The organism is Brumicola pallidula DSM 14239 = ACAM 615 (assembly GCF_000428905.1).
GTDB classification, from domain to species: Bacteria; Pseudomonadota; Gammaproteobacteria; order Enterobacterales; family Alteromonadaceae; genus Glaciecola; species Glaciecola pallidula.
The window spans coordinates 76350-102760 of the sequence record NZ_KE386815.1 but is presented as its reverse complement, the minus strand read 5'-3'; the positions used below and the strand labels follow the sequence as shown (position 1 = coordinate 102760).

Below are 26411 nucleotides of genomic sequence, written 5' to 3'. Positions count from 1 at the left end.
ATACAATACCGATAACTTTTTATATCAAGGCTTAAGAATGCAAGACAGCGTGATGAAAGCATGGTGGGATTCATCCCACATGGCGGGAGGTAATACCGCTTACATTGAAGAGATGTATGAAGCTTACCTTGAAGATCCACAAAGTATTTTAGAAAATTGGAAAGTTATTTTTGATGCACTACCTAAGGTAGATGGTGTAGAGGTAGAATCTAACCATACCCAAATCAAGGCTGACTTTAAGCACATGGCCTCTCTAGGTCCTGCTGCACGTTTTACTCCGGGTGCTGCGGCAACGCAAGGCGATGTTCAAAGTGATGAGCGACAGGTAAAAGTATTACAGTTAATCAATGCTTACCGTTTTCGTGGTCATCAACACGCCAACCTAGACCCATTAAGTTTATGGATACAACCAGGGGTTCGAGATTTAGAATTAAAGCATCATAATTTGTCAGAAAGCGATTTTGGAGCCATGTTTAATCTTGGTTCATACGCTGTTAATGCCGACAAAATGGGCTTAGGTGATTTATTTAAATCGCTCAATCGCACCTATTGTGGTTCGATTGGCTCTGAATACATGCATATTACAGATACCGAACAGAAACGCTGGCTACAACAGCGTATCGAATCGGTTGAAGCCAAACCAGTGATTGATCGAGACGAGAAAATAAACATTCTCAAAGGCCTTATTGCAGCCGATGGTATGGAGAAATACCTAGGTGCTAAATTCACCGGTGCCAAGCGATTTTCATTAGAGGGTGGCGACGCTTTAGTACCCATGCTCAAAGGCTTGATTACCCAAGCTGGGGCATTTGGAACTAAAGAAGTTGTCATTGGGATGGCCCACCGAGGTCGTTTAAATATTCTGGTTAACGTGTTAGGTAAAAATCCATCGGTATTGTTCGATGAATTTGCTGGCAAACATGATGATACATTAGGTGCGGGGGATGTTAAATATCATGCCGGTTTCTCATCTGATTTTGCAACACCGGGCGGCAATGTTCACTTAGCCCTTGCCTTTAATCCGTCGCATTTAGAAATCGTTAACCCAGTGGTTATGGGCTCGGTAAGAGCTCGACTACAAAGACGTCACTGCGAAGATGGTTCGGCCGTATTACCAATCACTATCCATGGTGACGCAGCAATCGCTGGTCAGGGTGTCGTGCAAGAAACGTTTAATATGTCGCAAACACGCGGCTTTAAAGTAGGTGGTACGGTTCGTATTGTTATCAACAACCAAGTTGGATTTACAACATCGAATATTGAAGACGCCCGTTCTACCCAGTATTGTACTGACATCGCAAAAATGGTTCAGGCGCCGATTTTCCACGTAAACGCCGATGATCCTGAAGCTGTCATGTTTGTAACTAAGTTAGCGTTGGACTACAGAAATAAATTTAAACGCGACGTCGTTATCGACCTGGTTTGTTATCGTCGCCATGGTCACAACGAAGCTGATGAGCCGAGTGCTACGCAGCCGCTCATGTATAAAAAAATTAAGAAGCACCCAGTAGCCCGCCAAATTTATGCAGATCAGTTGATTGCTGAAGGTACGATTGAGAAACATGAAGTTGACAAATTGATGGCAGAATATAGAGCGGCACTTGATCATGGCGCTTGCGTTGTTCAAGAGTGGAGGCCTATGACTGAGCATTCAGTTGATTGGTCACCTTACATTGGGCATGATTGGGATGTTGAATATGACGGCAGTTTAACTGTCGAGAAAATGAAAGAATTAGGTAATGCATTAATCAACTATCCTGAAAAACATCGTCTACAATCTCGCGTAAATAAACTTTACCTTGATCGCAAGGCCATGGTAGATGGTGAGAAAATGCTTGATTGGGGGATGGCTGAAAACTTGGCGTATGCAACTATTTTGGCAGATAAAACCAATATACGTATAACGGGCCAAGATTCAGGTCGCGGAACATTCTTCCATCGTCACGCAGTTTTATACAACCAAGAAGATGGCTCCGCTTATTTGCCATTACAAAATATTTCAGCTGACCAAGGTCGAATTGATATTTACGATTCTGTATTATCAGAAGAAGCGGTTATGGCATTTGAATATGGCTTTGCCACCGCAGAACCTTCTTACCTAACTATTTGGGAAGCTCAGTTTGGTGATTTTGCAAACGGTGCTCAGGTTGTGTTTGACCAATTCCTATCGTCAGGTGAAGCAAAGTGGGGGCGTTTATGCGGTTTGACTATGCTATTGCCACACGGATATGAAGGTCAAGGTCCCGAACACAGTTCTGCTCGCTTAGAAAGATGGTTGCAAATGTGTGCTGACCATAACTGGCAAGTATGTGTGCCATCGACACCGGCACAAGTATACAATATGTTGCGTCGCCAAGCGGTTCGACCTATGCGTCGGCCATTGATAGTTATGTCGCCAAAGTCATTACTGCGTCATCCGCTTGCCGTTTCTTCTATTGAAGAGTTAGCTGCTGGTGTATTTTACAACGTGATAGATGAAGTTGATGAGCTAGACCCACAACATGTCAAACGTGTCGTTATGTGTTCAGGTAAGGTGTATTACGACTTGCTTGACCAGCGTCGCAAGAACGAAAAAAACGACGTTGCAATTGTTCGTTTAGAGCAACTGTATCCATTCCCTCAAGAAGAGTTCAAAGCCATCATGGCGAAGTATGAGCATGTGACTGACTGGGTTTGGTGTCAAGAAGAACCACAGAATCAAGGTGCGTGGTATTGCAGCCAACATCACATATGGCAGTCAATTCCGCCAGGATCTAACTTAACTTATGCCGGTCGTAAAGCGTCGGCTTCACCTGCAGTTGGCTATGTTTCTGTGCACAACCAACAACAAAAAGCGTTGGTTGAAGACGCACTTACAATAAACTAAGGAACCCAGATGACAATTGAAATAAAAGTTCCCGTATTACCTGAATCAGTAGCAGATGCAACAATCGCAACTTGGCATGTTAAAGCTGGCGATACTGTTACCAGAGACCAAAATCTGGTTGATATTGAGACTGACAAAGTAGTATTGGAAGTAGTAGCACCCGAAGACGGCGTCTTATCAGAAATTATACATGGTGAAGGTGATACCGTTTTAGGTGAGCAAGTCATCGGTAAAGTGGAAGAGGGAGGTGCTGCTAAAGCAACTCCGGAAACTCAAGCACCAGCAGCAGCGTCAGAATCTGCAGCACCAGCAGCCTCAGGCGCAGTAACTGCGATTAAAGTTCCTGTGTTACCAGAATCTGTTGCTGATGCAACAATAGCTACTTGGCACGTTCAACCTGGACAAGCAGTAAAAAGAGACCAAAACTTGGTTGATATTGAAACTGACAAAGTGGTACTAGAGGTTGTTGCACCGGCTGATGGTTCAATTTCTGAGATTTTGGCACAAGAGGGTGAAACAGTCCTTGCAGAAGCGATTATTGCGAACTTTGTTGCTGGAACTGCAGCAGCAACATCAGCGCCTGCAGCGGCAAACGTAGTTGCCGAGCAAGAGGATGAAAGTGATTCGGACGCGTTAAGTCCCTCGGTTCGTCGATTACTTGCTGAAAAAGGTGTTGATGCTAGTAAGGTTAAAGGCACGGGCAAAGGCGGCAGAATAACTAAAGAAGACGTTGAAAAGCATTTAAAAGCACCAGCTCCTGTAGCATCAGCCTCGTCACCAACCCCAAGTGCTGCGCCATCTGTGGCCGCAGGCGAGCGCACTGAAAAACGCGTACCAATGACACGTTTGCGCAAAACAATTGCTAACCGTCTAATGGAAGCAAAAAATACGACAGCAATGTTGACCACTTTTAATGAAGTTAATATGAAGCCAATCATGGATTTGCGTAAGCAATACCAAGAGAGCTTTGAAAAGCGTCATGGTATCCGCTTAGGTTTTATGTCTTTCTACGTTAAGGCCGTCACTGAAGCACTAAAACGTTTCCCTGAAGTTAACGCATCAATTGATGGTGACGACATTTGTTACCACAACTACTTCGACATATCTATTGCGGTTTCTACACCACGTGGCTTAGTGACACCTATTTTGCGTGATACTGATACTCTGGGTATGGCTGGCGTTGAAAAAGGAATTAAAGAGCTAGCGCTTAAAGGTCGCGATGGCAAGCTAGCACTGTCTGACCTGCAAGGCGGTAATTTCACTATCACCAATGGCGGTGTATTTGGTTCTTTAATGTCAACACCAATTATCAATCCACCACAAAGTGCGATTTTGGGAATGCATAAAATCCAAGACCGCCCAATGGCTGTGAATGGCAAAGTTGAAATACTACCAATGATGTATTTGGCATTATCTTATGATCATCGAATAGTCGATGGTAAAGAGTCGGTTGGGTTCTTAGTCACTGTTAAAGAAATGTTAGAAGACCCAACTCGTTTGTTACTTGATGTGTAAATTTTAAGTTAACAACGAGTTTTGAATCGAAAAACCCAGGTGATAACGGCTTTATCACCTGTGATGAGGCTAAGTTTGTGATAGAATTTAGCTAAGCAAAACAAGTCGCCCATAGTACTTTTCGAAGGAATCAACGGCGGCTTTTCTATTAAATAAAATCGGATAAATCAACATGAATTTGCATGAATACCAAGGCAAACAACTATTCAAAGAATACGGTTTGCCAGTATCTGAAGGATACGCTGCTGAGACTCCCCAAGCTGCTGTTGAAGCTGCAGACCGCATTGGCGGAACTGAATGGGTAGTTAAATGTCAAGTACACGCTGGAGGTCGCGGTAAAGCCGGCGGTGTGAAACTAGTTAAAGATAAAGCTGACATTAGAGCTTTCGCTGAAAACTGGCTTGGTAAAAACTTAGTTACGTACCAAACAGATGAAAAGGGTCAGCCGGTCAGTAAGATTCTTGTTGAAACATGCACTGATATCGCTCAAGAATTATATCTCGGCGCAGTAGTTGATAGAACGTCGCGTAGGATCATTTTCATGGCATCTACCGAAGGTGGTGTTGAAATTGAGACTGTGGCTGAACAAACACCGGAAAAAATTCTGAAAGCTGAAATTGATCCATTAGTCGGTGCTCAGCCATTCCAAGCTAGAGAGATCGCATTCAAGTTAGGCCTGAAGGGTGTTCAAATTCGTCAGTTCACTACTATCTTCATGGGTTTGGCTAAGATGTTTGAAGATCTTGACCTAGCGATGATTGAAATCAACCCACTAGTAATCAAGGCTGATGGCGATCTGCATTGCTTAGATGCTAAATTGGGCGTCGATGGTAATGCATTATATCGTCAGCCTAAAGTACGTGATATGAACGATCCATCTCAAGAGGACGCACGTGAAGCGCATGCGGCTAGATTTGAATTGAACTATGTTGCCCTAGACGGGAATGTCGGTTGTATGGTTAATGGCGCAGGCTTAGCAATGGGAACCATGGATATCGTTAACTTGCATGGCGGCAGCCCTGCAAACTTCCTTGATGTTGGGGGCGGTGCAACTAAAGAACGTGTTGCTGAAGCATTTAAGATTATTTTATCAGACAGCAAAGTTAAAGCCGTATTGGTTAATATTTTCGGTGGTATCGTACGTTGCGATATGATTGCTGAAGGTATTATCGGTGCAGTTAAAGAAGTGGGTGTTAATGTACCAGTAATTGTTCGTCTTGAAGGTACAAATGCCGAACTAGGCCGTGAGGTGCTTGCTGGTTCTGGTTTGGATATAATTGCTGCAGAGTCATTGACGGATGCTGCGCTTAAAGTTGTTGCTGCTGCGGAGGGCAAATAATGTCAGTATTAATTAATAAAGACACTAAAGTTATCTGCCAAGGTTTCACTGGCGGACAAGGTACTTTTCATTCAGAACAAGCAATTGCTTATGGAACGCAAATGGTTGGTGGTGTAACGCCTGGTAAAGGTGGTACTTCGCATTTAGGTCTTCCTGTATTCAATACAGTGAAAGAAGCAGTTGAATCAACAGGGGCTACGGCAACTGTTATTTATGTACCTGCACCATTTTGCAAAGATTCAATTATTGAAGCAGTAGATGCTGGTATCGAATTAGTGGTTTGTATCACCGAAGGTATCCCAACCATCGATATGCTCTATGTTAAAGAATACGTGGACCAAAAAGGCGCGCGTATGATTGGTCCAAACTGTCCGGGTGTTATCACTCCAGGTGAATGTAAGATCGGCATCATGCCTGGTCACATTCACAAGCCAGGTAAAGTGGGTATTGTTTCTCGTTCTGGTACATTAACCTATGAAGCGGTTAAGCAAACGACCGACGAAGGCTTTGGCCAGTCAACTTGTGTTGGTATTGGTGGTGATCCAATTCCGGGTTCTAACTTCATTGATATTTTGAAGTTGTTCCAAGAAGATCCAGCAACTGAAGCAATCGTGATGATTGGTGAAATTGGCGGAACGGCGGAAGAAGAAGCTGCTGAATATATTAAATCACATGTGACTAAGCCTGTTGTTTCTTACATTGCTGGCGTTACAGCACCTCCTGGTAAGCGTATGGGACATGCTGGCGCAATCATTGCTGGCGGCAAAGGCACAGCTGACGAGAAGTTTAAAGCGTTAGAAGCGGCTGGCGTTAAGACTGTCCGTTCACTTGCTGAGATTGGTAAAGGTTTACGTGAAATTACCGGTTGGTAATTTAGTACTGTAAGTTTGATTAAAAAAACCTGCTGTTGTTAGCAGGTTTTTTTGTCTTATAAAAATGAAAATAAATACCCGTGTTATTAAATTGTAAATAAAAATGTTTTGTAATAATTCTAAGCTTATGTTTTTGTTTCAAAAAATCTAAGCATCTAGTCAGCTTATAATGAAATAGCCCTATTAATTCGCATTTTTGTTAACTAAATGTTGCCTTATGTAATGAATACGTATGCACCTAATGTTAAAAGAACTCACAAGAATGTAACATCTGATCCCAGTACAAATAGGCGCACTTGCGTCATCAGCTAAAAAGTCTGATAAAGCAGGGAAGCGTCACACTCAACAGTAATGGGATACAAATATGACTAAATTCAAACCCAGCTTGATTACCGCAGCCTTAGTCGCTAGCGGAATGATGATTGGTAGTTTGCCCCTTTATGCACAGCAAACCGCTGAAACTTCGCAAGAGAATCAGACGGAAGAGAGTGCAGAAGAAAAAATTGAGAAAATTGAGGTTGTTGGTTTTAGATCCAGCCTGATCAAGTCGCTTAATCAAAAACGATTCAGCGACACGGTATCAGAGCAAATCTCAGCTGATGACTTGGGCGGACTACCGGATGTTTCAATGGCTGATGCGCTTACACGTTTACCGGGTATATCTGCAGTAAGAACCGGTGGCCAAGCTGCAGAGATTAACATTCGTGGTTTGTCTGGTGATTTTGTCTTCTCTACGCTTAATGGCAGAGAGCAAGTGTCAACCAGCGGCAGTCGGTCGATTGAATTCGATCAATACCCATCAGAGTTAATTAGTTCAGCTGCGGTATATAAGTCACCTAAAGCCTCTTTATTAGAAGGCGGTGTAGCTGGTACTGTTGAATTAAAAACAGCCAGTCCCTTATCTAACGACAAACAACACACCTTCAACGCAAACGTACGAGGCATGTATAACGACCGTGCTAGCGAAGTTGCGGATGCAGATGAGTTTGGCCACAGGATCAGCTTTGCTTATCAAGGCAAATTCTTAGAAGACACCTTGGGCGTTGCTCTTGGCTACGCGAAGTTGTACCAGCCCAGTGTGTCAACACAGTTTATCGGGTTAGCCTATAATCGTGAAAAAGACGTCGATTTTGTTGCAAATGATACCGGCAATCTTGACCCAAGTCGCCCAGTCTTAGGACAGTGCGGTGAATGTGAAAACATCACTGAAGGCTTTGAAATGCAGCATGCCGGCGGTGCTGAAACTCGAAATGGTTATATGGCCGCGATTGAGTGGGCCCCAGTCGATAACTTTGTGCTCAAAGCCGATGCGTTCTTAAGCAAGTTTGAATCAGAAGAATTTGCACGTGGTTTTCGAGTCAAGCTTGAAGCGCCCAATGTGACTATTGCCAATCCGACTATTGTTGGAAACGACGTTATAGGTGGTACCTTTAATCGTGATCGTGGAGCCAATACCCGAGTTGAACTGGTCAATGATGATAATCAAGACATTGATGAAGTTCGCAGTTTAGGGCTCAATGGTAAGTGGGACATAAACGATGACTGGACGATGTCCTTTGATATTTCTCATTCCTCTGCTAAAAGTGATTTCAGAAACGGTCTACTGTGGTCACTGGTTGCGGAAGATGCCAATGCGCTAGCGCCGGTATTAGATGAGAATATCTCCATCAGTTATTTATTGAATGGATTGGATTTACCTGACTTAGGCTTTAACCAAGCGGGTGATTTCATCGATTTAAACAAGGTAATGGTGTCTAAATATGGTATTTATCCATTCCAAAACTCAGACGAATTAGATGCATATCGCCTTGATTTTACCTATCAATTAGATAACAACTGGGTTCGTTCTATTGAGTTTGGTGCGCGCTACTCTGATCGTGCATATACCAATGACCGTTCCGTGTTTGAATATGGCAGTGATTCGGGTTTCTCAAGAAGCCAGCCACCGTTGCGCCTTACTGAAGATATGGTTAGCGTGGTTAACTGGGAAGGTGAGTTTTCATACTTCCCTAGTTACTTAGCGATTGATTTAGACAAAGCACTTGATGCATGGTTTCCAGGTGGCGTGCCGCAACCGGTTCAAAGCTGGGGCGGTTTCGATGGCGTCTTAAACCCACCTGATGGCGATCCACGTACTGATACTTCATGGTCTGTTTTGCAAAGTGGTGAAGTTTATGAAGAAGTAAATTCCGCTTACATTATGGCTAATCTCGACATGGAGTTAGCCGGTATTCCAGTTACCGGTAATATTGGTGTAAGAATGGTCGATACCAAACAAGCATCTACTTTCTTACAAAACGTGGGCGGTGATCCTGAATCTGGTGCCCAAATCATTACTGATGACATTGGCCTAGCTGTGGATACGTTCCGCCCCGTGATATTAGAAGACACCTACACTGATTATCTGCCGTCATTGAACTTAACGTTTAAATTGACCAGTAACCAGTTAGTGCGTTTCGCCGCTGCAAAAGTGATGGGGAGAGCCCCGATCAATGAAATGTTTGCCAATACCGGTGTGCAGGTTTCAGAACCGTCAGCGAGTCAAAATATTGATACCGGCGAAGTTACGGTGGTTGGTGAAGCTAGATTGTCGGGTCAAAGCGATAATAGCCCTTACTTGCGTCCTTTCTACGCGAATCAGTACGACATCTCTTACGAGTATTACTTTGATGACTCTGACGGTGCACTAATTGCCGCGCTTTATTACAAAGATATTCAGTCATTTGTTGATAGAAGTAAAACCGATCCTTACGATTTTGCCGCTAATGGATTTATTGTTCCTACCTCAATTGATATTCCTGTTTTTACGGATGAGGACGAAGCTCAACCCGTGTTGGATGAATTAGGCGAGCAAGTTTTTGTGAGTGTTCCGGTGATTGATGGCGCCTACACAACGGCTGAAAATAACGCTCGAGGCGGCTATATTCGGGGTCTTGAATTGTCATACACAGAAGTGTACAGCAATTTACCAGGACTGTGGTCTGGTTTGGGTGTTAGTGCAAGTTACTCATACACCGAAACTGAGATTATTAAACGAGCAAGTGAAAATGATGGCGTTTTCTCCACCTTACTGCCTGGTTTGAGCAAGCAAGTATTGTCCGGCACGCTGTTTTGGGAGAACGACGGTTTTGAAACTCGCGTCAGCGCGCGTTACCGAGACCCCTTTGTATCCAAGCAAGTTGCCGTCAATGATCAGGTCGTTAATTTTGATTCTGAGCTTATTATTGACTATCAAGCAAGCTACGAAGTGAATGAAAACCTCGGTATTTTGTTCCAAGTGAATAACTTAACGGATGCGCCGACCAAAAGTTACTTTGGTAACGAAGCTCGCACCGGCACTATTCAGTACTTTGGTACTCAATTCTTCTTGGGGCTAACGTACTCACTATGAAAATAACTAATTTAACGTCACTGTTTAAAATAGGCCTTCCTTTAGGCCGCAACAAAAGTATGACATTGGAGTGTTCACCTATGTTTAGTCGTAAAAGTATCATCAGCTATGCTGCTGTTATCTTGTCAATATTCGTATTGTCAGGGTGCGGTGGCTCAGATGTGGAGTCGGGGCAGGTTGCGTTAACCTGCAACGTACCAAATATTCCTAACTCGGATGGATCGGGATGTGTTCCTCCACCTCCTATCGTTTGTGCGGCGCCTACCGTGCCGAACGCTGCAAATGATGCGTGTGTTGTGGGTTTTAATCCAGAATTAGCACCACCCGTTGCTTTCCCTGGGCCAGACCAAGCTGTTTTGTATTATAACCGTGCAGCAGTGGGTGCGGACAACAGCCCATCTGATCCTTCATATGAAGGCTACCGACTACACACATGGAGCGACGATGCATGCAATGCCTATGCGGATGCAGATACTGCTTGGGATAATGGTCGCGTGCATACGGGTATCGATCCAACCTATGGTGCCTACTGGCTTCTTGATTTAAAACCCGGTTATGCGTTAACGACTGGTGCTTGCCACAACTTCATTGTTCACATCGGTACCGATGATGCGGGTAAAGAATTAGGCGGCGGTGACTTTCAAGCCAAGCTACAACAGCCAGAAGATGAACGTTTTGCGCGTATGAACTTCACCTTCTCAGGTGTCGCTACGTTGTATGAATTTCCGATTGACTCCTTAGGTGAACAGCCAGTATCCATTGATGGCGCTCAGGCACATTGGCTAGACGCAACGTCCATACTATGGGATGTTGATTTTGGTCTGGTCGATTCAGTTAAGCTGCACTACTCAGCAGATGCAAGTCTTGCTGTGACGGTGGCAACAGGCTTGAACGGAACCGTTGCTGAATTAACCGAAGTTGATTTAACAGATGATCAAAAGTTGATAGCGCCGCATTTAGCCCAGTTACCAGCGTTTGCAGGTGAATGGACAGTTGAGGATGCAAAAGCGGTATTAAAAACGCAGGCGGTACTTGGTGCATATGACAACGAAGGTAAACTTGTCGCCGCTACTCGCATTCAAATCCCTAATGTGTTGGACCAGCTGTATACGATGGGTGAAAACGATGCTGATGAGGCGGTCCTAGGACCTGTTTATACTGATTCTGGTATTGAAGTTAGAGTATGGGCACCAACAGCAACTAACGTTGCGCTTAAACTGTATGCTGCTGATAAGCGATTACAATCAACTAACCCGATGACGCTTGATGCCGCAACGGGTATATGGTCATATGCCGGCTCTATGGATATAGATCGCCAGTTGTATCGTTTTGAAGTGACCGTTTATCATCCTGAAAATGAGAAAATAGAAGTGCTAGACGTAACAGATCCGTATTCGGTTGGTTTAGCGCTAAATGGCCGCTTTTCACAGTTTGTTAATTTAACAGACGACGATCTAAAGCCAGAAGGATGGGATACGCATGATATTCCTACCATTACTGATCCAGAAGACGCGGTTTTATACGAAGGTCATATTCGTGATTTTAGTGCACTAGATGCCTCTACAACGGAAGTAAATCGTGGTAAGTACCTTGCGTTTACGGAAAAAGAGTCTGCCCCAATGCAGCATTTGGCTAAGCTAGCATCGAAAGGGTTAACGCATTTTCATATGCTACCAGTAAACGATATTGCGACAATTAATGAAGATACGAGCAAAACGGTTAATTTTTCAAGTACCGTGCAGCAAGTGTGTGCATTAAAGCCAACTGCGCCAGTTTGTCGTGATAACACGCCTCGTGATATTACAATTGGTGAGCTTTACAATAGCTTCAATGTGTTGTCGGAGCCAGGTGCTGCGCAAGCACTGTCGCAACAGTTGCGCGATATTGACCAATTCAACTGGGGTTATGATCCTAAGCACTTTAATGCACCTGAGGGCAGTTACTCATCTAACCCTGATGGCGTTGAGCGTATAATTGAAATGCGGGCAATGAATCAGTCGCTGCATGAAGTCGGACTTCGCGTGGTGCTTGATGTTGTGTATAACCATACTAATGCGTCTGGTTTGTTTGAAAACTCAGTATTCGATAAAGTTGTCCCTGGTTACTACCACAGATATGAAGTGGATAGTGGTGCAATTGTTCGCGAAACTTGCTGTGATGATACAGAGCCGCGCAATCGTATGATGGAAAAATTCATGGAAGATTCATTACTTCTTTGGACTGAACATTATAAGTTCGATGGCTTCCGCTTCGACATCATGAGCCAGGCAACTAAGCAAACAATGGTTGACCTGTATGCCAAAATACGTGAGCTAGATGCAGATAACTACTTCTATGGTGAAGGTTGGATACGTCAAGATCGTGGCTACGAGCAGGCTAATCAGATTAATATGGCTGGCACTGAAATTGGTACTTATAATGACCGCATTCGTGAAGGTATTCGTCGCGGTAATATTTTCTATAATGGCACTAGAACAAGTCGTTTAGAAAGTGCCGGCGAAGTGAGTTTAGTAACAGCAATGACCGATCAAGACATCGTTAAGATGTCGATGGCCGGCACCCTGACTGACTTTGTGTTAGAGACCTCAGGCGGCAACGCAACGGAAACTAGCTCGTTGGGCGGTTATGCATTGGACCCTGCTGATATCATTAACTATGTGTCTAAGCACGATAATGAATCATTATGGGATCAATATAATTATAACCTACCTGCTAATCTTACTTTAGAAGAAAGAATACGCGCACAAAATATCGGTATCGGTATACCTATGCTGTCGCAAGGTATTCCTTTCTTACAAATGGGCGGCGACTTTCTGCGTTCGAAGTCAATGGATCGCAATACCTATGATTCAGGCGATTGGTTCAGCCGTATCGACTTTACCTATGAAACAAACAATTGGAATGTTGGTTTACCTTTAGCAGAAGACAATCAAGGGATGTGGGATACCATTTCTACCTTCATGTTTTCGCCAGAGCGTGCTGCAAGTATGTCAAACATTGAGTTTGCAGCAGAAGTATTCCAAGAATACCTAAGTATTCGTACTGACAGTAAATTGTTCCGCTTAACGACCGCTGCAGATATTAAAGCGCGAGTAGGGTTTCACAACATTGGTTCACGCCAACAGCAAGGTTTGATCGTCATGAGCGTTGATGATGGTGTGTCTGCAAACACCGATGCGATGCTATCTGACCTAGATCCAAAGTATGATGCATTAGCTATTGTGATCAACACAGGCTACGAAGAGAAGTCTATTGAGGTACTAACGGCAAAGGGTTTCAAACTGCATACAATACTTGCAGACTCTGTTGACCCAGTCGTGCGCGGTGCGTCATTCTCTGAGGGTGCGGATGCGTCGGGTAACGGTACATTTACCGTTCCACCACTAAGCATGGCGGTGTTTGTTAAGGATCAAGGCATGCAGCGTGGTTATGGTTTATCCGCATTTGCAACATCCGGTGCACCTGATATCGTTCCATTTGGCGATACTGCAGTTTACTTGCGTGGTGAAATGAATGGTTGGGGTGAAGCCGATGCAATGAGCTATAAGGGCGATGGCGTATATGAAGTAGCCATTGCACTTACTGGCGAAACCACTTATGCATTTAAGATAGCATCTGCTGATTGGTCGTCCGTTGATTACGGTAATAATGCGGATCCTGAAGTGACTGAAGCGCTTGAAAAAGACGTATTTAGTGGTCAAGGCAATATGACCTTTACACCCAGTGTTGATGCAAGCTATGTGTTTAGCTTCAATGCGAGGGATGCCGATGCAGCAACCCTTACCATTGTTAATGAGGAACCTTATGTCGGCAATCCTATCTTCTTGCGCGGTGGCATGAACGGTTGGGGACTCGATAACGAATTCAGTTATGATGGTGGTCGTTTGTATTCTGTTGCGGTTGACCTTGGTGCTGAAGAGTATCAGTTCAAAGTGGCTAACGAAGGCTGGGCTGCGCCTAATTTAGGCGCATTCAGTGAAGACGATGCCGATGATTTAGTGGTATTAGGTCAAGACCTGCCCCTCATTGAAAACGGCAGTAATATTGTGATTGATGTCGCTGAAGCAGGCAAGTATGTGTTTATCTTTGATAGTACAAACGTAGACGAGCCAAAAATCAGAGTCTTTAACGAGCAGTTCTTTGGCGCTAACACGGTCTTTATCCGCGGTAGCCTGAATGGCTGGGGTGAAACCGACCCGCTAGTTTATCAAGGTGCCGGTGTTTATACGGTAAACATTAACTTAGATGGCGCAGACGTTAACTTTAAAGTGGCAACGAGTGACTGGGCAACGTATAACCTAGGAGCTGTAGCAGAGGATACTGCTGCAGTTACCCTAGGCGAGCCTAAAGTCATGTTCCAAGACGGCAATAGCGCAAATTTGACGATTGCTGCCCCCGCGGCTGGTTTGTATCAATTTAAGGTTCAAGGACCCGATGCAAAATCACCTAAGGTGACGGTAACGCCAGTAGAATAGTGTGTCCCTAGAGAGCTTTGAGAAAAGCTTATAATGAAAAACCAGCGAATGTCGCTGGTTTTTTTTATCCATTAATTACTCGAAACAGCCTGCCGCTGAGCTTCCAAAAGTTTGGATCCTAGGCTTTAAATGTCCGCCAGACCTACTTTATCAATCTCGATATCTGTTGCTATTCATAGCGTTTTGACTTAAGTGCAATGCAATAAGTTTTTTTAAACGGAAATTTAACAGCTGGTCATCGCTTCGCGCTTATAGCCAACTATTCTGCGCAGCTCAGCAAGGCCTTAGTTTTAATTAAAGGAATAATATGAAACTTTATCCATACTCAAAAATAAAAACTAAAAACCTTGGCGGTTTACTTATCGTCTCTCGTGTTTTGGGTGTCCTAAGTTATCTTTTAGCGATAAGCGCTATTTGTATAGGTTTTTATCTTACTTTTGCTGGTCCAGGTGGAACTACAGAACTTGGTAACGGCGCGACCATGACGATACAGAGAAATAGTGGACCAGCGCTTATGATTTCAGTCTGGGGAGTCGTTTCTTCGATCTGTATTTTAGTTTTCAGTGGTTTATGTGCAGCGGTGGTCTCTTGCGAAAATAAATTTACAACTGTTGTCGAGTAAATGCATATAGCAAGCAATCGGACCATTTTCATGTGCTTAGCTTAGTTAAAGGGGCTAGTGAATGTTAGGCAACGCCCTCTCAATCAACGCAATATTACCGTCTATTGCTATGCCTATAGCCCCGGCTAATTTTGCGCGTTGATAATAATATAAAGATTCGTTTAAACGCTTCTGCTTAAACTTTATTTCAGCTATTTGTAAGTTATACAAGCCATTGTGCGGTAGCGCATCGGCTAAAATTTGAATGGTTTTCGCCACCATTCTTTGATCATCTTCGCTTTGGTAACGATTAAGACTCAATTGCATCATCTGCAGCCAAGAGGTTTTTTTGAGGAAAAAGTCTTGACCCGCTTGTTGTTGCCAGTCGGCTGGTTTGGGCAGTGACGGTGTGGTTGCTTGTGTTGTAAAAGGGTAGTCAGAGAGCAAATTCAAAATGGTAGCAAAGCCATAATATTCCTCCTGAGCCAGCATCAAGCGCTCAGCCCAAGCGCGCTCTATGCTCACATTAGCAAAGGGTTTTATGTTGGCATTTTCTACCATCGACTGGTAAAACGCGTTTGAGATCACAAAGTAGCCCTGCAGATTAGGGTGCAGATGTTCCAACATCATGCTGCTGCCAACAATGCCTTTTGGGCTGCGAATAGCAAGCTGGTTTTCTGAATCGACTAACACGGCACTGTTCTGCATTGCGAGCTTACGAATAATCTCGTTTATGGCTAAAGGAGCTCTAAAACGCAATTGGTCATGCTCAACAGCTAGCGCAAAGTGGTTTTTTGCTATTTGCACTTGCTGCAACTGTAGCGCAAGTTTAGCAATCTTAAAGTGTAAATCCGCTGAGGTAGATGAGGACAGTGTGCTTGATGCAGATTGTAAATCTTGAATACGCTGCTGTTGATTTAAACCAGCCGTATTGTCAAAAAGTGCCGTAGTCGTGTTGCTAAACCTAGACTCAATTGGCAAACTAGAAAAAGGCGCTTGATCCGCATGATTACTTGCAATGGTTGATATATAAACCTGAATACCGGCCTTGCTATATTTAGCCAATAGTGCCGACATGTTGCTTTCAAATTGCTCAAGGCCCGCATAATAAATGCTGGAATCTTTGGCAATTGCTTTGTTTTTAGCGACCTTCGCCATAAATGTGCGAGATTGCTGTCCGCTTTGAAGCTCTGTTGATATGTCTTTTAAAATGTCTTTCGGATCGGTGTTTACTGCGACACTGGACGATCCATCTGAACTAGAGAGTCCAAAGTACACGCGTTGCAGTAGTTGAAAAACGCGATAATCTTTTAATGATAGAAACCATCGTGTGGTAATACCCGATCCCATTGCCGTATAGTTTGAGCCTACCCCTAAAATACCTAAAAACTCGTTGTGTCCCGCATAAATTAATACAACATCGGGTTGTTGAGCAATGATTTCGTCAGCAAAATCAAGCAGAGTGTAACTATTAATAGCAGACATGGCGGTATTAAGAACCTCAACATATCTGCCCGGCATGCTCGGCTTTAGGCGCTGATCAAGCGTTCCTGCAATACTCGCGCCTAAACCATAAGGAAACCCAGCGGCAGTGCTTCCTCCCTGCACAATTACTCGGTAGCCGTTCTTGGGTTTCTGCTTAAGAATAAAATTGGCTTCCATCGTCACGGACGGAGTTGGTGCATTTATAGGAAAGTAACGGCTCATCACATCGGGCCGCGGCAATTGATAGCTTGGGTGCGCCGGATTCTCAATAAACAGCGGCACTTGTTGCCCAAAGCCAACAAGCCGCAGACCTACCTCGAGGACCACAAAAAATAGCAGGGGAATGAATAGGGCAATGATATAGAAAATAAATCGCTGTCGACTTGCTGGTGCTGACTTATTGTGTTTCATATTTGTTTTTTTCATCTTGCTCAATTTCATTTATTTGGGTTGCTTTTTCACGTCACTGTAAATAGCTGTTTGCACCCTTTTATTGAATACACTAAAGCTGCTTACAAGGCAGAGACTAGGAGCTAATCTGCTGCTTAATTGCCATAGCACGTTTATTATCGGGCTCAATTTCCAGTAGCCTGTTTAATACAGAAATAGCCTCCAACACATCGCCTGACTTAAACACAATTTCGGCTAAGGTTAGGTAGTAATTGGCATTCATGGTTGCCCCATTGTTGCTAACTAGCAAAGCCCGCCTTGCATAAAACTCGGCTAAGCCAAACTCATCAATTTGTAGGTATAACAAGCTGGCTATTCGCGCTACTTCATTTTCATTTGGTAAAGCGTCATACAGCACACCAGCAGCTTTCGCCGCTTCACTGATGTTTCCTTGTTGCTGTAGCAGTAATAAAAGGGCCTGTTGGCTGGTGAGCCAAGACTCGCCTTCAATTCTTCTTTTTGCTATTTGCTCCAGCGCGGTTTTGTTGCTCGGTAGCGCCACCCTTTTTTTGATATCGGTAAAAGGATAATCTGAGGTGAGTATCTGAATTTTATAGTCCCCTACGAGTTGGTCAACATCCGAAAGCGGCATATTGCGCCAGGCGTGTTCAATCGACAGTAAGTCTAGTAAAGCGACTTTGACGTTGTTTGGTGTGCTGAACGGATTATTTTCAAGTGGGCTACTTTGAAGTATTCGGTTTTCAAGTGTTTTATTCTCAAGTACTCTGCTCTCAAGGGCGCTGTTCTCAAAGGCGCTGTTGTCAAGGAGTTGCTGATAAAAAGCATCCGCAATTAAAAAGTATCCACGGGCTGTTGGATGTAAATGTTCTAACATATGTTTGGCGCCGATAATGCCGTCACTAGTGTCGTTCCTTATTGCACGCTCGCTATCCACTAAGAAGCTTAAGTCCTGACTGTTGGCTGTCTTTCTTATAATATCGTTAAATATAGATGGCGCTCTAAAACGCAAAAGATCATAGTTGTTGGCCAATAAAAAAAACTCGGCAGCACGTTGATCATTTTCAAGTGACATTGCCTTAGCCACTTCATAGGCAAGGGTAGCAGACGTACTGCCCTTGTTTAATAGCGTTACGCCTTGTTGAATAATGCGTCTGTTAGAGCGAGTATTTGCGTTATCAACAAATTGCTGTTCTTCGACCGTATTGCTCGATGAAAATGGCGGCAGGTCCTTCTCATTAGACGCAATGGTTGACACATACACAGGAATATTCGCCGTTATTAATGCAGATTGAATGGCAAGTAAGTTCTGCTCAAATTGTTGTGCACCCTGTTCAAATAATACTGAGGCAAATGCAATGTCTTTTTCCTTCGCTACCGACGCCATTACCGTGCGCGAGCTACCGCTGTGATCAAGCCTGCTATGTTCCTTATCAGCTGAAGATTGAAAAAGTCCGTAGTAAAGCGATTGCATTAACTGAAAAGTTCGCCACTCTTTTACTATTAAAAATAGTAAGTTGGCTGCATGGCTGCCGTTCGAGGCGTACATCGAGCCTACGCCCATGATGCCTAAGTATTCATTGTGGCCAGCGTAAATAAGCACCGCATCAGGCTCAATAGCAATGACTTCATCAACAAAATCAAGCAAGGCATAACTATTGATACTGGCCATCGCGACCGAGATAATTTCAATACGGCTATTTGGAAACTGTGCCTTAACACGCTGATTTAACATACCGGCGGGCGAGCCGAATCGCCCGTATGGAAAGCCTGCAGCCGTTGAGCCTCCCATTAACACGATACGAATACTGTCGGGGTCTTTGTTTTGTGCAAATAAAAATGTATCGGGACCCACGGGCGGAGCAAACAGTGGCTGATGGAAAAAACGTTTCACGACATCGGGATTAGGTTGTAAATAGTCTTGGCTATAATTCGACGTGATAAATAAAGGATAGGAATGGCCGAAGCCAGTAATACGCAACACACCTTCAACTAACAGCAGCATTGCAAAAGGCAATAACACGGCAATGACATAAAAAATAGGACGCTTTTGTTGAATCGAAGCCTTTCGCATGCTCGAAGCATTTTGTCGTAGATTGTTTTTATTTTTAGCCGACATAGTTGCTCAAGTACCTTGGTATGTTGCTTGTAAATGATGGTTATGCAGGTAAGTTTATCCTAAAATCTGAGTGAAAATCATGTTAATAGCTTGTTGCATACGTATGCTGTGCGAAAATCTGGCAAAATGCTTGTTTTAGACTAGTCCACATCAAAAATATCGGTAAACTAGCACCACGTTTGTAAACAGATTTGGCTTAATGATCAAAATTTTAGGGATGTCAGCTTTCTATCACGACAGCGCAGCGGCGTTAATTGTCGATGGTGATATTCAATGTGCGGTGCAAGAAGAACGCTTTAGTCGCATTAAGCACGATCCTGATTTCCCCACCCAGGCAATCCAATATTGCTTGCAAAGCACGCATACCGACTTACAAAGCATCGACGCAGTGGTTTTTTACGATAAACCATTACTCAAATTTGAACGTTTGTTAGAAACCTACTTAGCCACAGCGCCAAAAGGCTTTTTGTCATTTTTACGTGCTATGCCTATTTGGATGAAAGAGAAGCTTTATTTAAAGTCTGTATTGCGCAGTGAGTTACGCAAGTTAATCCATCAACAGCGAGCACAAGCGAACGGCACTTTGTATCATGATGAAGTGAATAAAGAAAAAAAGCCCAAAGTGCCGCAATTGCTTTTTTGTGAGCATCATGAATCGCATGCTGCGGCAGCATATTTTCCCAGTCCGTTTACTGATGCTGCGGTGCTGTGCCTTGACGGCGTTGGCGAATGGGCAACATCGTCGGCTTGGCGAGGTAAATTAGGTGAACTAACACCGCTATTTGAAATACACTTTCCACATTCGCTGGGTCTGCTATATTCCGCATTTACCCAGTATTGCGGCTTTAAAGTTAACAGTGGCGAATATAAGCTGATGGGCCTAGCACCTTATGGTGAGCCTATATATGTTGATTTAATTAAGCAAAAGTTGATTCATATAAGAGACGATGGCAGCTTCTCGCTAGACATGGACTATTTTGACTATGCCGCGGGTAAAACCATGACTAACGCCAAATTTCATGCTCTGTTTGAGGGCCCTGCGCATGGCTATGATAGTCAAACAACGCAAAAACAAATGAACCTTGCACGCTCTATTCAAATGGTCACCGAAGAGATTGTGTTGAAGATTGCAGCGTACTTACACCAACAAACACAGTGCGAGAACCTGTGTTTAGCGGGCGGTGTTGCGTTGAATTGTGTTTCAAACGGCAGATTAAGTCGGGAAGGGCCGTTCAAACACATTTGGATACAGCCGGCTGCAGGCGATGCAGGCAGTGCCGTTGGTGCAGCGCTGCAGGTATGGCATAAGTATTATCAAAAAACAAAAAAAGCATTAGTAGTGAGTAATGCGTCAAATGACGTAGCTCAGCTTGATCACATGAATGGCGCCTTTTTGGGCTGTGAGTTTACGTCCGCGCAAGTGCAGTTTGCCTGTGAAAACAAGTCGTTACCCTTTTCTGTAGTGCCCGATGAATTTTTATTCAAGCAGGTTGCAGCCTATCTTGATGAGGGCAAGGTGGTCGGTTGGTTTCAAGATGCTATGGAGTTCGGTCCTCGAGCTTTAGGCAATCGCTCTATCATTGGTGATGCGCGCAATACTCAAATGCAGTCTCAGATGAATCTCAAAATTAAACAGCGAGAATCGTTTCGACCATTTGCGCCAGCCGTACTAAGTGAAGATGTTAGTGACTGGTTTGAGATGGATGTTGCTAGTCCGTATATGTTGCTTGTGGCTAGGGTGAAAAAAGAACATTGTGTTGCGTTAGACAATCAGCTAGCCACGGGACTCGATAAGCTGCAGCAAATTAGAAGCTCTGTGCCCGCTATTACACATGTTGATAACTCGGCAAGAGTACAAACTGTGCACAAAGCAACGAATCCTAAGTTTCATCGCCTTATTACTGAGTTTAAAAAGCTAACTGGTGTTGGCATGGTCATCAATACGTCCTTTAACGTCAGAGGTGAGCCACCGGTTTGCAGTCCTGATGATGCAATACGTTGTTTTTTAGCCACTGATATGGACGTGTTGGTGATGCAAAATATTATGCTGTTAAAGTCTGAGCAACCAGATGAGCAAATACAAGCAGCTAAAACAGTTACGTTTGAAAAGGATTGATAGGGATGAAAAATGCAGTGGCAAGTGTAATGACAAGTGCAGTGACAAGTGTAGTGAAAAACGCAGTGAAAAAAATCATGTTACCGCTCGCTAATAAAAACGATATTAAAGCCATGCGCGCTTTTGCATTAACGATGTCCATTGCTGTTCCTAGTGTTTTTATGCTGCTGTTACCCTGGCTGTTTGGGCACGCTGCGCCGTATTGGCCTGCGGGCATTAGCACCGTCATGATGTTACTTTATTGGGTGTTCCCAAAAGGCATTTATTATCCATACTATGGGTGGATGATCATTGCATCGGTGCTGGGATGGTTTAATACGAAGCTTATTTTAGCTCTGATTTTTTATGTGGTAATAACGCCTATCGGACTCATTATGACGACATTTGGCAAGTTACAATATAAAACACACGTTAGTGGCCACAGCAACTGGGTGAAACCGCTGCACACCGATGCCAGAAAAGACAAGAAACGCTTAGAGGAACCTTTTTAATATGACGGAGTTTTTACACGATCTATGGACTTTTTTAAAGGTACGTAAAAAGCTATGGCTTTTACCCATTATTATCATTCTCGCTTTACTCGGCGGCATCGTAGTGGCAACGCAACAGTCATCACTCGCCACGTTTATTTACACATTATTTTAGGGATATAGTATGTCTGCTATGTACAAACGCAAAAGCAATCACAAACACCAGCAGCTCAGCTTTTTAGCTGTCGCGTGCTCGGTCTTTCTAGTCGGCGCATGTTCGCCTTCAAATCCTCAACATTCTTCCAATGACAACACGACAGCGAAGCTTATGGCAAGCAAACAACAAACTATATTAGCAACTCACCCACATGCTGCACAAGGTGAAGGAAAACCGGTCGTTTATCAGGTGTTTACCCGATTATTTGGCAACACTAACGAAACTAGCAAGCCTTGGGGAACGCTAGCAGAGAATGGCGTGGGCAAATTCAGCGATTTTGATGACACAGCGCTGCAAAGCATCAAAGAGCTAGGCGCGTCATACATCTGGTATACCGGTGTTCCACATCATGCCGTCATCAATGATTATACCGAATTCGGCATCAGCTTAGATGATCCTGATGTAGTGAAAGGACGCGCTGGCTCTCCTTACGCAGTGAAAGACTACTACAATGTGAATCCTGACCTAGCCGATGACCCGGCAAATAGACTGGCAGAATTTGAAGCTTTGATAACGCGCACGCACGCGCAGCAGTTAAAAGTCATCATTGATATTGTGCCCAACCATGTTGCGCGCGATTACCGCTCGTTAAGCAAGCCAGAAGGTGTGTATGATTTTGGTGAAAATGACAATACCGAGGTGGAATATGCACGTGATAATAACTTTTATTATGTGGTAGGCGAGTCCTTTAAAGTGCCGGTAGGCGAAAACGGTTATCAAGCATTGGGCGGTGAAAGTCATCCCTTAGCCGACGGCAAGTTTAATGAGACACCAGCAAAGTGGACAGGTAACGGTGCACGTGAAGCCCAGCCGAGCTTTAACGATTGGTATGAAACCGTCAAAGTAAATTACGGCGTTAAGCCGGACGGAAGCTATGATTTTGATACGCTACCTGCAGAATATGCTAACAAATCACTGGCCGAGCATGCTGCATTTTGGCAGGGTAAGTCAGTGCCTGATTCATGGATAAAATTTGAGCAAATAGTGCATTATTGGCTTGATAAAGGCGTGGATGGTTTTCGCTACGATATGGCTGAAATGGTGCCGGTTGAGTTTTGGTCGTATTTAAACTCATCAATTAAAGCGAAAAATCCCGAGGCATTCTTGTTAGCAGAAGTGTACAACCCCAGTTTATATCGCGACTATCTCAAGCTTGGGAAAATGGATTATCTCTATGACAAAGTCGAGTTTTACGACTCACTTAAATTATTGATGCAGGGCAAAAGCGATGCTCAGCCATTAGAAGATATTCAATTGGCACTTGCCGATATTGAGCTGCATATGCTGCATTTTTTAGAAAATCATGACGAACAGCGCATCGCGAGCGAAGATTTTGCGGGCAGTGCTGAAAAAGGCAAACCCGCAATGGTGGTATCAGCCCTGATCAGCAAGTCGCCCACCATGCTGTATTTTGGCCAAGATGTTGGTGAGGATGGATCCGAGGAAACAGGTTTTGGCGACCCAACGCGCACCACAATATTCGATTATGCCGGCGTTCCTGCGCACCAGCGATATATGAACAAGGGCAAGTTCGATGGCGCTGCGTCGAGCGAGTCAGAAAAACACTTACGTGCGTTTTACGAGCGCCTGATGAAAATTTCGGCAACGCATCCCACTATGCTTGGAAAATACCAAAGTCTGCATTCATTAAATGTAAAAAATGCTCAAGACGATAGCGTAAATAGCTACTCGGGTTCACAGTTTTCGTTTGTCAGGTGGAATGAAAATAAGGCACTTGTTGTGATCAGCAACTTCAGTGAGGATAACTTACCAAGCGTCACCGTTAATTTACCAATTTCATTATTAACCCAATGGAAGCTAAACGAAGGTGAGTACAGTGCCATTGATTTACTGAATGGTTTTGCTTATAAAATGAAGGTGGCAAGAAAACGCTCTGGTGCATCAGTGCGTGTTCAATTAAATGCATTACAGTCAGTTGTGCTTGAAATTGATCTGAATGAGCAAGCGCAATGAGTGGTTTACGCAGTTCACGACGTCGTTCAAGCAATCCACTGCATTATGTTCTGATTGCGCTATTACTTGTCGCTAGTATATCTGTCGACAAAGCAACCGCGAAGCCTGTTGATAGCTACATCAATGCTGACCGTAAAGACGATGAAGGCCTTAGCAATGCGGTTGTTATCCAACAAGTACAGAAACAAAATCAAGTTTTACAGATTGAACTGTCAAACGGAAGTGTCACCCTAACCGCAATAAACGATGCTTCCTTCGAGGTTTTTTATCAACCTGTAAACGTCAAGCAGTTACCTTCATTTGCGTTAGCGGAGGGAGTGACTGAAAGAAAGCAAATAGAAACAAGCTTGCAGGTTTTCGCCGAATATCTTGAATTTTCGGTGGCTAACTTGTCCGCTCGTCTTCAAATTTCTCCATTTTCGATTAGCTACTATCGCGACGGCAAATTACTGGTTGCGGAAGAAGCCGGCCTATTTAATTTTGATACCCTTCGTGGCTTTCGATTTAAACTGCAGGATAATGAGAAAATCATGGGCGGTGGACAGCGCGTGTTGGGCATGGATAGACGCGGTCATCGCATGCCTTTGTATAACAAAGCACATTACGGCTACACCACTGAATCGTCACAAATGTACTACAGCTTACCCGCGGTAATGTCGACTAAAATGTACGCTATTGGTTTTGATAATAGTGCCTCTGGGTTTTTAGATATCGGCCACACTCAAGCCGATGTATTGCAATTTGAAGCCGATGCAGGAAGAACCTCATATATTATTAGTTCAGGCCAAACTTATGCTGACTTGGTGCGTAATTTCGTTGATGTGACGGGAAAACAGCCTTTGCCACCCCGTTGGGCTTTGGGCAATTATGCTTCAAGGTTTGGCTACAAGACACAAAAACAAACGCTTGATACTATTGAAACCTTTCTAAAAGAAGACTTTCCGGTGGATGCCATTGTCATTGACCTGTATTGGTTTGGCCCTGATATCAAAGGCCACATGGGTAATTTGGAATGGGACAAAAATGCATTTCCAGAGCCTGAGGAAATGATTGAAAAGTTAAATAGGCAGGGTGTAAAGACCATTTTAATTACCGAGCCGTTCATATTATCAAGCTCGTCTCAATGGGAGTCGGCCGTTAACAGTGATGCTCTAGCCCGAAGTATAGGTGGTGGACCGCGGCGTTTTGATTTTTATTTTGGCAATACGGGTTTAGTTGATGTGTTTGATGAAGCGTCGCAAGACTGGTTTTGGCGCTTTTATGAAGCGCTTGATGAACAGGGCGTGGCTGGCTGGTGGGGCGACTTGGGTGAGCCAGAAGTACATCCCGGTGATAGCCTGCATCGATTCGAAGGCAAGGTAGTGACGGGTGATGAAATTCATAACGTCTATGGTCACAAATGGGCGCAGATGGTGTATGAGCGTCAAACTGCATTACGTCCCAATGAGCGTCCGTTTATTATGATGCGCTCTGGTTTTCTGGGCAGCCAACGTTATGGCATGATCCCTTGGACAGGCGATGTTTCCCGTGAGTGGGGCGGTTTGAAGCCTCAGGTTGAGTTATCATTGCAAATGAGTATGTTTGGTTTAGCCTACACACATTCTGATCTTGGTGGCTTTGCAGGTGGTGAAGAGTTTGACCCTGAACTGTATATTCGTTGGATGCAATATGGTGTTTTTCAGCCAGTATATCGTCCGCATGCACAGGATAATATTGCGCCAGAACCGGTTTTTCATGACAAAAAAACGAAAGATATTACCCGCGAGTTTGTGAAGTTAAGGTATCGCATGTTGCCATATAACTATTCACTTTCATTTGAAAACTCACTTTTTGGTACGCCAATGATGAGGCCGACCTTCTTCAATACGGCAGATACCGATATTGACAACGCGCTTAGTTATTATTGGGGCGATGCGTTTTTGGTACATCCGATTACGGAGCCGGGTGTTAATGAAGTGTCGATGGCACTGCCAAAAGGTGTTTGGTTTAATTATTGGACCGATACCAAGATCGTGAATCAATCCAACACCAGCAAAGAAATCGTGATGCCTGCACCGCTTCATCAGATCCCCATTCTGGTTAAGGCTGGCGCATTTGTGCCGATGTCGAAGGACATGCAAAACACGACTGAGTATAATAGTGCTGCGCTAAGTGTTCATTATTATCACGATAGCTCAATTGCAAACGCTCAATATACAATGTTTGATGACGACGGCAAAAATCCTAATTCTATTGCATCAGGAAATTATCAAACTCTGAAATTTACATCTGATGCTGCAGCGACAGGAGAGGGTAAAAGTGTTACGCAGTTGTCGTTATCAGTCGTCGTAAATGGCACATATAAAGGCGCATCGAAAGTAAGGGAAATGACGTTTATTATTCACGGACTCGATAAACAGCCAACCGAAGTAGTGGTAAATGGCCAAAGCGTTAAGATACAGACAGCAGCGCAGGCTGCTCTTAATTCAACAAACGCGTATTGGCATTATCAAACACAGCAACTAAGAGTGAAGGGAAGACTCGAGACGGAGCTAAGTCTTCTAATTGTTGACTAAGCTTTGAG

The 26411-nt window shown here is 43.9% G+C and carries 14 protein-coding genes; 12 read left to right on the top strand and 2 right to left on the bottom strand.

What is annotated here, in order from left to right; translation table 11 throughout:
• The first annotated feature begins 37 nt into the window (after positions 1 to 37).
• The 7 genes from sucA (at position 38) to G399_RS0114260 (ending at position 15080) form a co-directional block, all read left to right on the top strand.
• On the top strand, positions 38 to 2866 hold the full coding sequence (sucA, locus tag G399_RS0114290) for a 2-oxoglutarate dehydrogenase E1 component (protein WP_006010230.1): 2829 nt from the start codon (positions 38 to 40) through the stop codon (positions 2864 to 2866).
• A gap of 9 nt (positions 2867 to 2875) precedes the next feature.
• Positions 2876 to 4381 carry a 2-oxoglutarate dehydrogenase complex dihydrolipoyllysine-residue succinyltransferase gene (odhB, locus tag G399_RS0114285; protein ID WP_006010229.1) on the top strand — a complete coding sequence of 502 codons (1506 nt, stop codon included), beginning with the start codon at positions 2876 to 2878 and terminating at the stop codon, positions 4379 to 4381.
• Positions 4382 to 4553: 172 nt separating this feature from the next.
• On the top strand, positions 4554 to 5720 hold the full coding sequence (gene sucC, locus G399_RS0114280) for an ADP-forming succinate--CoA ligase subunit beta (RefSeq protein ID WP_006010228.1): 1167 nt from the start codon (positions 4554 to 4556) through the stop codon (positions 5718 to 5720).
• Positions 5720 to 6592 carry a succinate--CoA ligase subunit alpha gene (gene sucD, locus G399_RS0114275; RefSeq protein ID WP_006010227.1) on the top strand — a complete coding sequence of 291 codons (873 nt, stop codon included), beginning with the start codon at positions 5720 to 5722 and terminating at the stop codon, positions 6590 to 6592. Before sucC ends, sucD begins: the two co-directional genes overlap by 1 nt.
• Before the next feature lie 364 nt (positions 6593 to 6956).
• Positions 6957 to 9983, top strand: coding sequence for a TonB-dependent receptor (locus G399_RS0114270; RefSeq protein WP_006010226.1), 3027 nt, complete (start codon positions 6957 to 6959; stop codon positions 9981 to 9983).
• 80 nt (positions 9984 to 10063) lie between these two features.
• The gene (gene pulA, locus G399_RS0114265; protein ID WP_006010225.1) at positions 10064 to 14458 is read left to right on the top strand and encodes a pullulanase-type alpha-1,6-glucosidase; all 4395 of its coding nucleotides are present in this window, start codon (positions 10064 to 10066) and stop codon (positions 14456 to 14458) included.
• A 307-nt stretch (positions 14459 to 14765) separates the two neighbouring features.
• The gene (locus G399_RS0114260; RefSeq protein ID WP_006010224.1) at positions 14766 to 15080 is read left to right on the top strand and encodes a hypothetical protein; all 315 of its coding nucleotides are present in this window, start codon (positions 14766 to 14768) and stop codon (positions 15078 to 15080) included.
• Positions 15081 to 15134: 54 nt separating this feature from the next.
• Here the strand turns inward: G399_RS0114260 and G399_RS0114255 are convergent, their stop codons facing one another.
• Entirely contained in the window at positions 15135 to 16955 is a 1821-nt protein-coding gene (locus G399_RS0114255; RefSeq protein ID WP_244877408.1) for an SGNH/GDSL hydrolase family protein, read from the bottom strand.
• 115 nt (positions 16956 to 17070) lie between these two features.
• Complete coding sequence (locus tag G399_RS0114250; RefSeq protein WP_148277376.1) at positions 17071 to 19026, bottom strand: hypothetical protein; 1956 nt, start codon at positions 19024 to 19026, stop codon at positions 17071 to 17073.
• 244 nt (positions 19027 to 19270) lie between these two features.
• Between G399_RS0114250 and G399_RS0114245 the strand changes: the two genes are divergently transcribed.
• The 5 genes from G399_RS0114245 to G399_RS0114225 are packed head-to-tail and all read left to right on the top strand — an operon-like array spanning position 19271 to position 26403.
• Positions 19271 to 21187, top strand: coding sequence for a carbamoyltransferase family protein (locus G399_RS0114245; protein ID WP_006010217.1), 1917 nt, complete (start codon positions 19271 to 19273; stop codon positions 21185 to 21187).
• A gap of 5 nt (positions 21188 to 21192) precedes the next feature.
• Entirely contained in the window at positions 21193 to 21678 is a 486-nt protein-coding gene (locus G399_RS0114240; RefSeq protein WP_006010215.1) for an SxtJ family membrane protein, read from the top strand.
• A 1-nt stretch (position 21679) separates the two neighbouring features.
• Positions 21680 to 21832, top strand: coding sequence for a DUF5989 family protein (locus G399_RS22305; protein ID WP_006010213.1), 153 nt, complete (start codon positions 21680 to 21682; stop codon positions 21830 to 21832).
• A gap of 9 nt (positions 21833 to 21841) precedes the next feature.
• A complete protein-coding gene (locus G399_RS0114230; RefSeq protein WP_006010211.1) occupies positions 21842 to 23848 on the top strand; it encodes an alpha-amylase family glycosyl hydrolase in 2007 nt (668 codons plus the stop codon).
• Positions 23845 to 26403, top strand: a complete 2559-nt coding sequence (locus tag G399_RS0114225) for a glycoside hydrolase family 31 protein (protein ID WP_006010209.1) — start codon at positions 23845 to 23847, stop codon at positions 26401 to 26403. Before G399_RS0114230 ends, G399_RS0114225 begins: the two co-directional genes overlap by 4 nt.
• Positions 26404 to 26411: the final 8 nt, after the last annotated feature.

Bases quoted from the DNA above. Each gene is read 5' to 3' on its own strand.
- odhB (WP_006010229.1), top strand. From the start codon at position 2,876: ATGACAATTGAAATAAAAGTTCCCGTATTACCTGAATCAGTAGCAGAT.
- G399_RS0114225 (WP_006010209.1), top strand. From the start codon at position 23,845: ATGAGTGGTTTACGCAGTTCACGACGTCGTTCAAGCAATCCACTGCAT.
- G399_RS0114260 (WP_006010224.1), top strand. From the start codon at position 14,766: ATGAAACTTTATCCATACTCAAAAATAAAAACTAAAAACCTTGGCGGT.
- pulA (WP_006010225.1), top strand. From the start codon at position 10,064: ATGTTTAGTCGTAAAAGTATCATCAGCTATGCTGCTGTTATCTTGTCA.
- G399_RS0114230 (WP_006010211.1), top strand. From the start codon at position 21,842: ATGTCTGCTATGTACAAACGCAAAAGCAATCACAAACACCAGCAGCTC.
- G399_RS0114240 (WP_006010215.1), top strand. From the start codon at position 21,193: ATGAAAAATGCAGTGGCAAGTGTAATGACAAGTGCAGTGACAAGTGTA.
- G399_RS22305 (WP_006010213.1), top strand. From the start codon at position 21,680: ATGACGGAGTTTTTACACGATCTATGGACTTTTTTAAAGGTACGTAAA.
- G399_RS0114270 (WP_006010226.1), top strand. From the start codon at position 6,957: ATGACTAAATTCAAACCCAGCTTGATTACCGCAGCCTTAGTCGCTAGC.
- sucC (WP_006010228.1), top strand. From the start codon at position 4,554: ATGAATTTGCATGAATACCAAGGCAAACAACTATTCAAAGAATACGGT.
- sucD (WP_006010227.1), top strand. From the start codon at position 5,720: ATGTCAGTATTAATTAATAAAGACACTAAAGTTATCTGCCAAGGTTTC.
- G399_RS0114255 (WP_244877408.1), bottom strand. From the start codon at position 16,955: ATGAAACACAATAAGTCAGCACCAGCAAGTCGACAGCGATTTATTTTC.
- G399_RS0114250 (WP_148277376.1), bottom strand. From the start codon at position 19,026: ATGCGAAAGGCTTCGATTCAACAAAAGCGTCCTATTTTTTATGTCATT.
- sucA (WP_006010230.1), top strand. From the start codon at position 38: ATGCAAGACAGCGTGATGAAAGCATGGTGGGATTCATCCCACATGGCG.
- G399_RS0114245 (WP_006010217.1), top strand. From the start codon at position 19,271: ATGATCAAAATTTTAGGGATGTCAGCTTTCTATCACGACAGCGCAGCG.